This is a genomic window from Bradyrhizobium sp. CCBAU 11357 (genome assembly GCF_028128865.1).
Classification (GTDB): Bacteria; Pseudomonadota; Alphaproteobacteria; order Rhizobiales; family Xanthobacteraceae; genus Bradyrhizobium.
Window position 1 is genome coordinate 252,185 of record NZ_LBJW01000106.1, and the last position, 9,339, is coordinate 261,523.

Annotated in this window: 10 protein-coding genes; 5 read left to right on the forward strand and 5 right to left on the reverse strand. The window is 66.0% G+C overall.

Going from position 1 to position 9,339, the window contains the following annotated elements:
- The first annotated feature begins 67 nt into the window (after positions 1-67).
- The 3 genes from XI05_RS25315 (at position 68) to XI05_RS25325 (ending at position 3,938) form a co-directional block, all read left to right on the forward strand.
- Positions 68-1,849, forward strand: a complete 1,782-nt coding sequence (locus XI05_RS25315; protein ID WP_271506886.1) for a NirA family protein — start codon at positions 68-70, stop codon at positions 1,847-1,849.
- Positions 1,846-3,450 carry a sulfite reductase subunit alpha gene (locus XI05_RS25320; protein WP_271506888.1) on the forward strand — a complete coding sequence of 535 codons (1,605 nt, stop codon included), beginning with the start codon at positions 1,846-1,848 and terminating at the stop codon, positions 3,448-3,450. The genes XI05_RS25315 and XI05_RS25320 overlap by 4 nt, the downstream gene beginning before the upstream one ends.
- 335 nt (positions 3,451-3,785) lie before the next feature.
- Positions 3,786-3,938 carry a hypothetical protein gene (locus XI05_RS25325; protein WP_036028094.1) on the forward strand — a complete coding sequence of 51 codons (153 nt, stop codon included), beginning with the start codon at positions 3,786-3,788 and terminating at the stop codon, positions 3,936-3,938.
- A 119-nt stretch (positions 3,939-4,057) separates the two neighbouring features.
- Here XI05_RS25325 and XI05_RS25330 read toward each other — a convergent pair whose 3' ends face one another.
- From XI05_RS25330 to pxpB, 3 genes are read right to left on the reverse strand one after another with little or no spacing between them, the layout of a single operon-like run.
- Positions 4,058-4,828, reverse strand: a complete 771-nt coding sequence (locus XI05_RS25330) for a LamB/YcsF family protein (protein WP_271506889.1) — start codon at positions 4,826-4,828, stop codon at positions 4,058-4,060.
- 32 nt (positions 4,829-4,860) lie between these two features.
- Entirely contained in the window at positions 4,861-5,898 is a 1,038-nt protein-coding gene (locus XI05_RS25335; protein WP_271506891.1) for a biotin-dependent carboxyltransferase family protein, read from the reverse strand.
- Complete coding sequence (pxpB, locus tag XI05_RS25340; protein WP_271506893.1) at positions 5,895-6,626, reverse strand: 5-oxoprolinase subunit PxpB; 732 nt, start codon at positions 6,624-6,626, stop codon at positions 5,895-5,897. The genes XI05_RS25335 and pxpB overlap by 4 nt, the downstream gene beginning before the upstream one ends.
- Before the next feature lie 257 nt (positions 6,627-6,883).
- On the opposite strand from pxpB, the gene XI05_RS25345 reads away from it, so the two are divergent.
- Together XI05_RS25345 and XI05_RS25350 are read left to right on the forward strand one after the other, a co-directional pair.
- Positions 6,884-7,582, forward strand: coding sequence for a ribonuclease activity regulator RraA (locus tag XI05_RS25345; protein WP_027536148.1), 699 nt, complete (start codon positions 6,884-6,886; stop codon positions 7,580-7,582).
- Positions 7,583-7,605: 23 nt separating this feature from the next.
- Entirely contained in the window at positions 7,606-8,010 is a 405-nt protein-coding gene (locus XI05_RS25350) for a (R)-mandelonitrile lyase (protein ID WP_212257108.1), read from the forward strand.
- 175 nt (positions 8,011-8,185) lie between these two features.
- Here XI05_RS25350 and XI05_RS25355 read toward each other — a convergent pair whose 3' ends face one another.
- Positions 8,186-8,542 (reverse strand): hypothetical protein, encoded by a 357-nt coding sequence (locus XI05_RS25355; RefSeq protein ID WP_271506895.1) that lies wholly within the window; start codon positions 8,540-8,542, stop codon positions 8,186-8,188.
- Positions 8,543-8,983: 441 nt separating this feature from the next.
- On the reverse strand, positions 8,984-9,339 hold a 356-nt coding region (locus XI05_RS25360; RefSeq protein ID WP_271506897.1), incomplete at its 5' end, for a DUF2147 domain-containing protein.

Consider the following 9,339-nt stretch of genomic DNA (forward strand, 5'->3'; position numbering starts at 1 on the left):
CGTTCCTCGCGGGTCGCGCAATCCGTCGAAGCCACCGAGGGTGGCCGCAGGAGCTTCGTTACCGACCATGAAAATCGATACGCTCTCAGTCGACTTTACCGACGAGCAGAAACGCTATCTCGAAGGCTTCACGACCGGCCTGCAGATCAGCCGCGTCGGCCGCGGCCTTGGCGTCGGCAGCGGCAAGGCGAATGCCGAGCCTGTTGGTCCCGATGCCGCGCACCTCAAGGCGCAGGACAAGGTCATCGCGTCGGGCAAGAAGCTCGCCGACCAGGAGAAGTTCAAGCGCGACGAGCATCCCTTCGACGCCTATCCGCGGCTGCGCCAGCAGGCCCTCGACAACACCCCGCCGAGCCCGGCGGACAATTTCCGCTGGCGCTATTACGGCATCTTCTACGTCGCCCCGACGCAGGACTCCTACATGTGCCGCCTGCGCATCCCGAACGGCATCATGAAGCATTGGCAGCTGTCGGGCCTTGCCGATCTCGCCGCCGAGCTCTGCGGTCCCTACAGCCACGTCACCACGCGCGCCAATCTCCAGCTGCGCGAGATCCCGCCGAAGCACGCGGTCAGAATGATCGAGGGCATCCAGGACCTCGGCCTGTGCTCGCGCGGCTCCGGCGCCGACAACATCCGCAACGTGACGGGAACGCCGACCGCCGGCATCGATCCGCAGGAGATCATCGACACGCGGCCCTATGCGCGCGAGTGGCACTATCACATCCTCAACGACCGCTCGCTCTACGGCCTGCCGCGCAAATTCAACGTCGCCTTCGACGGCGCCGGCAGGATCGCGGTGCTGGAAGAGACCAACGATATCGCCTTCACGGCCTATGAGGTGAAGGACGGCTTCGGCGTCGAGCCGGGCGTCTGGTTCCGGCTCGGCCTGGGCGGCATCACCGGCCACAAGGATTTTGCGAAATATTCCGGCATCATCGTCAGGCCGGAGCAGGCGACCGCAATTGCCGACGCCATCGTGCGCGTGTTCATCGAGCATGGCGACCGCACCAACCGCAACAAGGCGCGGCTGAAATACGTGCTCGACGCGATGGGCCATGACGGCTTTCTCAAGCTGGTCGAGGAGCGGTTGAAGACGCCGTTCACGCGCGTGCCGGAAGAGGCGTTTGCACCGCGCCCCGCTGCGGACCGCATGGCCCATATCGGCGTGCACAAGCAGAAGCAGGACGGCCTCAACTGGATCGGCGTATCGCTGACGCTCGGCAAGCTCAGCTCCGATCAGATGCGGGGCCTCGCCAAGGTCGCGCAGGATCTCGGTGACGGCGAGATCCGGCTCACGGTCTGGCAGAACCTCTTGATATCAGGCGTGCGCGACGAGAATGTCGAGCTCGCCATTGCCGCCATCAAGCAGATCGGGCTCGCGGTCGAGGCCTCGCACATCCGCGCCGGCCTGATTGCGTGCACCGGCAATGCCGGCTGCCGTTTCGCGGCGTCCAACACCAAGCGTAATGCCGCCGAGATCGGTGATTGGTGCGAGCCGCGCGTCGCCATGGACAAACCGGTCAATATCCATTTGACCGGATGCCATCATTCCTGCGCGCAGCACTACATCAGCGACATCGGACTGATTGGCGCACGCGTGCCGGTCGGCGAGGAAGACACGGTCGAGGGCTATCATCTCTTCACCGGCGGCGGGTTCGGCCCCGACGCCGACGTCGGGCAGGAGGTCTATCACGACCTCAAGGCCGAGGACGCGCCGAAGACGGTCGAGGCGCTGCTCAAGGCCTATCTCGCCCATCGCGCCTCGCCCGATGAAAGCTTCCTCGCCTTTGCGCGCCGCCACGACGGCGAAACGCTGCGCAAGCTTGCCGATGCACAGGTGTCTGCATGAACCAGATCACGCCTCCTCCGAAACTCGACATCATTCCCGCCAGCGCGCCGTTCTCCGACGCGCAGCGCTCCTGGCTGAACGGCTTCTTTGCCGGACTGCTCTCGCCTGATGTCGCGACGCCGCTGTCGGCAGAGCAGGGCGCCGCGGTCATGCCGGCCGGCGACGGCGACGACGGCGAAGCGCCGTGGCACGACCAGACCATGCCGATCGCCGAGCGGATGAAGCTTGCCGAAGGCCGTCCCCTGCGCCGCAAGATGATGGCGGCGATGGCACAGCAGGATTGCGGCCAGTGCGGCTACAATTGCCAGGATTATTCGGAGGCGATCGCGAGCCGCAGCGAAGCGCGGCTCAATCTCTGCGTCCCCGGCGGCAAGGAAACCGCGCGGATGCTGAAGTCGCTGTACGAGGAGCTCGACAAGGCGCCTGCGGCCAAAACCGCCGACAAGCCCGACGCTCCGGCGCCGGCCGTGACCGTGACGATCGCCGAGCCCGGCCGCTCGCGCGACAATCCGATCCAGGCGACCTTCCTGTCGCGCCGCCTTCTCAACAAGGGCAAGTCGGAGAAGGAAACCTATCACATCGAGTTCGATCTCTCCGAGAGCAAGCTCGACTATGTCGTCGGTGATTCCTTCGGCGTGTTCCCGCGCAACGACGTCGGCCTCGTCGACCAGGTCATCGCGCTGCTCGGTGCCTCCCACACGACCAAAGTCAACGGCAAGACGCTGCGCGAGGTGCTGATCGACGACGTCTCGCTGTCGCCGGCGCCCGACTCCCTGTTCGAGCTGATCTCCTTCATCACCGGCGGCGCGGCCCGCGAGAAGGCGCGGGCGCTGGCGCAAGGCGAGGATCCCGATGGCGATTCCGCGACCCTCGACGTGATGGCGGCGCTGCAGAAGTTTTCCGGCACGCGGCCGCATCCCGAGGCCTTCGTCGAGGCGCTGGAGCCGCTGCAGCCGCGGCTCTACTCGATCTCGTCCTCGCACAATGCGACGCCGGGAAAGCTGTCACTCACGGTGGACTCGGTGCGCTACGTCATCGGCAAGCGCAAGCGGCTCGGCGTCGCCTCGACCTTCCTCGGCGAGCGGATCAACGAGGGCGAGAAGCTCAAGGTCTATGTGCAGAAGGCGCACAATTTCGGCCTGCCGCAGGATCCGAAGACGCCGATCATCATGGTCGGTCCCGGCACGGGCATCGCGCCGTTCCGCGCCTTCCTGTTCGACCGCAAGGCGACCGGCGCGCCCGGCAAGAACTGGCTGTTCTTCGGCCACCAGCGCAGCGATTGCGACTTCTTCTACCAGGACGAGCTCAATGCGATGAAGACCTCGGGTCTGCTGACGCGACTGTCGCTGGCCTGGTCGCGCGACGGCGAGAAGAAGTTCTACGTCCAGGACCGCATGCGCGAAGTCGGTCGCGAATTGTGGACCTGGCTCGCCGAGGGCGCACATCTCTACATCTGCGGCGATGCCAAGCGCATGGCCAAGGACGTCGAGCGCGCGCTGGTCGACATCGTCGCCCAGTTCGGGGCACGTTCGACCGACGAGGCCGTCAGCTTCGTCGCCGAGCTCAAGAAGACCGGCCGCTTCCAGGCTGACGTGTACTGAGCTTCAGCTAGACCGGGACGAGGAAATTCGTTTCGATTTGCTCGGTTCTGTAGGGTGGGCAAAGGCGCGCCCTTCGCGCGCCGTGCCCACCGTTATTAAGGGTGGGCACTCTTCGCTTTGCCCACCCTACGAGAGCTGTCATCCCGACGTCATCCGAGCCGGTTCCAACTGGCTCGGATTTGAACGAATAGGATTCTCGGAACCAGCACCCAAAGAGAATTTGCATCTGCGATGTGGCGCCGTCAGAGAAGGCGCATCGCTATTTCTGCCACCATCTTGCCTCCCGCCCTGGTTGATCCTTCATACTCCCGCAAATGGGGCGTTGGAGATCGACCATGCGCGAACTATCGGCGGAAGCCAGGCTGCACTTCTACGCGCGCTCGCTCTCGCGCCGGACCGGGGCGAGCATGCACCACGTTGCGATGTACAGCGCGTTTGCGGTGATCGCAGCGATTGTGTTCGGGACGCTCTCGGTGCATCCGTTTTGAAGGTCTCGTAGGGTGGGCAAAGGCGCGTAGCGCCGTGCCCACCCTCTCTTCCTATCGTGACAGGTGGTGGGCACGCTTCGCTTTGCCCACCCTACAGTACCTACGGCACCTTTCGTGCCTCACGCGCCACTCTTGAACGGCGCCACCTCGATCCCCGCAGCCTTCAACGCCTGACGCAACGTCCGCGCGATCTCGACCGCGCCGGGCGTATCGCCGTGGATGCAGACCGTATCCGTGCGCATCTTGATGACCTTGCCGGTTACCGACACCACCGCGCCGTCCTGCACCATGCGCACCACGCGATCGGCGATCGCCTTGGCGTCATGCAGCACCGCGCCGGGCTTCTTGCGCGAGACCAGGTTGCCGTCGTCCTCATAGGCGCGATCGGCGAACACCTCGTGCACCATCGGCAGGTTGGCCTCTTCGCCCGCCTTCACCAGCTTCGAATTGGCGAGCACGACGAAGATCAGGCTGGGATCCACCGCCTTGATGCCGGCGGCGATCGCCTTCGCCGTCATGTCGTCCTCGCAGGCGACGTTGGAGAGCGCGCCGTGCGCCTTCACATGGGTGACCTTGTGGCCGGCCGCGGTCGCGATCGCCTGCAAAGCGCCGATCTGGTAGGCGACGAGGTTCTCGATCTCGGAGGCCTTGAGCCCCGCGATCGGATGGCGGCCGAAGCCGTGCAGGTCGCGATAGCCGGGATGCGCGCCGACCGAGACGCCGCGCGCCTTCGCCAGCTCCACCGTCCGGCGCATGATGTCGGGGTCGCCGGCATGGAAGCCGCAGGCGACGTTGACCGAGCTTGCCAGCTCGATCATGGCGGCGTCGTTGCCCATCTCCCACGCGCCAAAACCTTCGCCGAGGTCGCAATTCAGATCGACTGTTTTCATGGGTTGCTCTCCGCCTCTGGTCTTGTTGTCGCTTACGGCTCCGCCGTGACCTGCCAGGTCCCGGCATCGACCGCGCTGACCGCATAGCCGGCCACGTTAGCATCGCTGAGCGCCTCGATGTTGAGCGCGACGGTGTCGGAGGAGCGCAGGCGATCGGGCAGGCTGCGGATCGCTTGCGCGAACTTGCGCGCCTCGTCCTGCGCTTCGGCCATGCTGACCGCCTCGAAGCGGAGCGCGGTTCCTGCCGAGGTCTGGGCGAGGCGGCCGATGTCGGCCGTGATCACGGTGGCGATCTTCGGATAGCCGCCGGAGGTGCCGCGATCCATCATCAGCGCGATCGGCGCGCCGTTGCCGGGCACCTGGATGCTGCCGTTCACCGTGCCGTCGGAGACGATGTTGTGGCCATGCAGATGCTTGATCGCGGGGCCCTCGAGCCGGTAGCCCATACGGTCTGAGGTCGCCGAGATCTTCCACTCACTACTTAAGAACAGCGCCTTGTTGGCGTCGTCGAACTCGTCGTCCTGAGGACCCAGCAGCACGCGGATCGGACCTGTCGCCGGCCTCGGCAGCTCGAGGCGCAGCTCCGGTGCACCGCTCGCGGCATCGACAGTGAACTCGTCACCGGCCTGGAGTGGGCGTGGATAGGGGCTGCCGAGGCCGGCGCGGGCGTTCACCGCGAGGCTGCCGAACACCTTCTCGCCCTTGATGGCGCCTTCGATCGCGAGATAGGTGAAGGCGCCGCCGCGGGCGAAGCCGAGCGTCAGCGTCTGGCCGTCCTTCAGCGTCACCGAGGTGTCCATCGCGACCGGGCTGCCGGCGACGTCCGCATTGCGCGGCGCGCCTGATATCGCCAAGCGCACGGCGCCGTCGCGGGCGGTGAAGGAGGCGCCGAACGGGCCGATCTCGATTGCGGCCGCGAACGGCTCGTTGCCGACCAGCGTGTTCGCCGCCGCAAGCGACAGCCGGTCCATCGCCCCGCTCACCGTCAAGCCATAGCGCTGCGCGCCGTGGCGGCCGCCGTCCTGGACCGAGCTGGCAGGGCCGATGCTGGCAACGACGAGCCGGCTCATGCGTCCACCTGCTCGGCGACGATCTCGCCGGCTTCCGCGGCGCGGTCCATGTCCTCGAATGTCTTGTGGTCGATGGCGTAGAACGTCACGCGGTCGCCGGGCTCGGTGAGGAAGGTCGGATTGCGGTGGAGCTGATAGGTGCGCACCGGGGTGCGGCCGAGCAAGTGCCAGCCGCTCGGGGCGGCGAGGCACTGGATGCCGGCCTGGATGCCGCCGATCGAGATCGTGCCGGCCGGCGTCAGCAGCCGCGGCGATTGCCGCCGCGACATGTGCAGGAATTTGTCGAGGCCGCTGAGATAGGACCAGCCCGGCGTGAAGCCGATCATGGCGACCTTGTAATCGCCGCCCGAATGCCTGATGACGATGTCGTCCGGCGTGGTGCCCAGCGTCTTGGCGACGTCCTCGAGGTCGATGCCGTGCTCGCCGCCATAGGCGACGGGAACGCGCCAGCGCCGCGCTTTGGTGACCGGCGGCAGCGGCCGGGTGGCGATGGGGAGGATCTTTTCGCCGAGCGCATCGAAGCCGATCTTGCCGGGATCGTAGTGGACCAGCAGCGAGCGGTAGGTCGGCACGCTCTCGGTGATGCCGTCGATGGGCGCCGCGGCAAGAGCCTTGTCGAGCGCCAGCACGCGCTGGTTGGCATCATCGTCGATGGTGCGGCTGAACTCGACCGTGACGGCACTGTCGCCACTGGGCAGGAGGCGGGGCGGGGGAAGCGTCGCGGCCATTGAGCTGTCAGAGCGCTGTCGAAATCGGGCTTCTCAGGAATGCGGGCTCGACCTTGAGTTCCGCTTGTCCCTGCTTCGCGTAAATGTGCCCGCAAGTCCAATAAATTAATCCAAGGGCGCGCGATAAACCCTTGTTATCGCGTCGCATAACAGCTCGGCGGCCCTGCGCAATTGCTAGCCACTTGGCCCTTGACGCAAAGCTCGCGGCTCGCAAGATGCGCGCGTTCTTTCCCGCACCTCGGAGCTCGTTCTCGTCCATGTCGCTGTCCCCCGAAGCCCGCAAGACCCTCGCCGGCATCACCACCGCCACCATCACCACGGTCCTGCTGAAGAAGGGCCTGCGCAATGTGTGGATGCGCGGCGCGCGTCCGCTGCGCCCCGGTTTGCCGCGGCTGGTGGGACCGGCCTTCACGCTGCGCTTCGTGCCGGCGCGCGAGGATCTGGCGACGCCGGAATCCTGGTCGTCGCCAATCTCGACCCGCACCGCGATCGAGGCGATGCCGGAAGGCTGCATCGCCGTGGTCGATGCCATGGGCATCACCGACGCCGGCATCTTCGGCGACATTCTCTGCGCCCGCATGATGAAGCGCGGCGTCACTGCGCTCGTCACCGACGGCGTGGTACGTGACGTCGAGGGCGTGCTCGGCACCAATTTGCCGGTGTGGTGCGACGGCTATGCCGCGCCACCGTCGGTTGCGGGCCTCACCTTCGTCGGCTGGGGCGAGCCGATCGGCTGCGGCGGCGTTGCCGTTTTTCCGAACGACATCGTGGTCGCCGACCAGGACGGCTGCGTGCTGATCCCGCAGGCGATGCTCGAACACGTCCTCAATGAGGGCGTCGAGCAGGAGCGGATGGAAGCCTGGATCGTGAATGAGGTGAACAACGGCGCGGTGCTGCCCGGCCTCTATCCCATGAACGCCGAAACCAAGGCGCGCTACGCCGCGAGCAAGAAGTAACGGACAAGGAAACGAGGACTCTCATGGACATCACGCTCGCCGGCACGCGGCCGACCCGCCGCGCGCCGAAGGAAAACTTCACCGGCACCGTGTGGCAGGACCCCATCAACATGGCCCCGGCGCCTGCGCGGCTGAACGTCTCACGCGTCGCATTCGAGCCGGGTGCGCGCACCAACTGGCACCACCATCCGCTCGGCCAGACGCTCTACGTCATCTCGGGCGTCGGCCGCGTTCAGACCAAGGGCGGCCCGGTCCAGGAAATCCGTCCCGGCGACACCGTCTGGATTCCGCCGGGTGAAGTGCACTGGCACGGCGCCTCGCCGACCAACGGCATGTGCCACATCGCCATGCAGGAAGCGCTCGACGGCGTCTACTCGACCTGGCTGGAGCCGGTCACGGACGCAGAGTACGGCGCGGCTATCGGCTGACGCTCTCATGCCCAGGACAAGACGCATCGCCTTAAGGCGATGCGTCGCCGAGCCGGGGCCCAGAGCCTCTGGACACTGAATTGCTGGGTCCCGGCTCTGCGCGGCAACGCCATAAGCGCGTTTACGCGCGTCTTCGACGCGCTATGCGCGTTGCCGCTTGTCCGGGACACGGCACCTACATGCGCTCCGCCGTCCAGGTGCCCGTGCACATCGCGCCGCGCCAGGTGCCCGAGCCGGACGCGCCGCTGAGTCGGCCGAAGACGACGGCGCGCTTGATGCCGGTGCTCAAGGTGACGTTGACGTTGCCGGCCTCGGCGACCCGGCCCGACGCCGACACTGCGGCGCTGCTCGATGCGATCTGACCGTTGTTGATCCCGATCGCGACCGTCGCGCCGTTGCCGCAAGCCTGGCTCGATGAGACAATGCGGACATTCCATGCGCCGTCGAAGCTGCTCGTCGCAGCGCCTGCCTGTGTGAACGGGAAGACGATGGCGACAATGGTAGCGAAAAGGCCCTTGCGAAATCCCGTCATGACACGCCCCTGCGATTGATGATGCGGGGATCGTGACATCGACGAGGAACCGGCGATGTGAGGGCTGTCACGCGAGCAGCAGGCTGTGTGAGATAGCGCACGTCGCCGCGGACAAAGCAAAGATGGGAGCGGGAAGTTTCGCGATGATGGGAATCGCTCTTCTTTCCGCCTTTATGCGCCCGCAACAACCGCGTCCGCAACCGATGTTAGTTGCAGTTCCGCGCGGTGGCGCTCCGGGAATGCTACCGATGCCTGGACCGGGAATGCCGCCATTCCCTGGACCGCTCGCATATCCGGGCCGTCCTTATGCGGCTCCGATGCGTGGATATTATGGAATGCATCCGGGCGGCGGTCCTGGTTTTCAACAGTATGGTGCTATGCCTGGAGGCATCGGGCCCGGATCGCGGGCCCCTTTTTTTGGTCGGCGCGCCGGAGCCGAACTCAGTTCACCCGCGTCCAGGTCTGGCCGCCGCAGAACATGCCGCCGAAGGCGCAGCCCTGAACGCGTAGCCGGTCGGTGCCCTTCATGGCAATCGTCGAATCGTAGGTCGAGCCTGAGTTGGGATCGAGGATACGTCCGGACCATTTCTGGTCCTTGCCGGGCTTCATGTTGATCAGCACCTGCTCGCCGTTCTGGTTCGACTTGCTGTCGACCGAATAGCCGCAGAGGTTGGTGCCGCATTGCTCGATGCGGACCTTGCCTTCCTTCTCCTCGGTAAGCCACATGCCGACCGGCGAATTGAGGTCGCGCGTGGGGGCAGCCGCCGGAGCAGGGGGCGCGACGGCAGCCTGAACGG

Bases quoted from the DNA above. Each gene is read 5' to 3' on its own strand.
- XI05_RS25315 (WP_271506886.1), top strand. From the start codon at position 68: ATGAAAATCGATACGCTCTCAGTCGACTTTACCGACGAGCAGAAACGC.
- XI05_RS25355 (WP_271506895.1), bottom strand. From the start codon at position 8,542: ATGACGGGATTTCGCAAGGGCCTTTTCGCTACCATTGTCGCCATCGTC.
- XI05_RS25330 (WP_271506889.1), bottom strand. From the start codon at position 4,828: ATGAAAACAGTCGATCTGAATTGCGACCTCGGCGAAGGTTTTGGCGCG.
- XI05_RS25350 (WP_212257108.1), top strand. From the start codon at position 7,606: ATGGACATCACGCTCGCCGGCACGCGGCCGACCCGCCGCGCGCCGAAG.
- XI05_RS25325 (WP_036028094.1), top strand. From the start codon at position 3,786: ATGCGCGAACTATCGGCGGAAGCCAGGCTGCACTTCTACGCGCGCTCG.
- XI05_RS25345 (WP_027536148.1), top strand. From the start codon at position 6,884: ATGTCGCTGTCCCCCGAAGCCCGCAAGACCCTCGCCGGCATCACCACC.
- XI05_RS25335 (WP_271506891.1), bottom strand. From the start codon at position 5,898: ATGAGCCGGCTCGTCGTTGCCAGCATCGGCCCTGCCAGCTCGGTCCAG.
- pxpB (WP_271506893.1), bottom strand. From the start codon at position 6,626: ATGGCCGCGACGCTTCCCCCGCCCCGCCTCCTGCCCAGTGGCGACAGT.
- XI05_RS25320 (WP_271506888.1), top strand. From the start codon at position 1,846: ATGAACCAGATCACGCCTCCTCCGAAACTCGACATCATTCCCGCCAGC.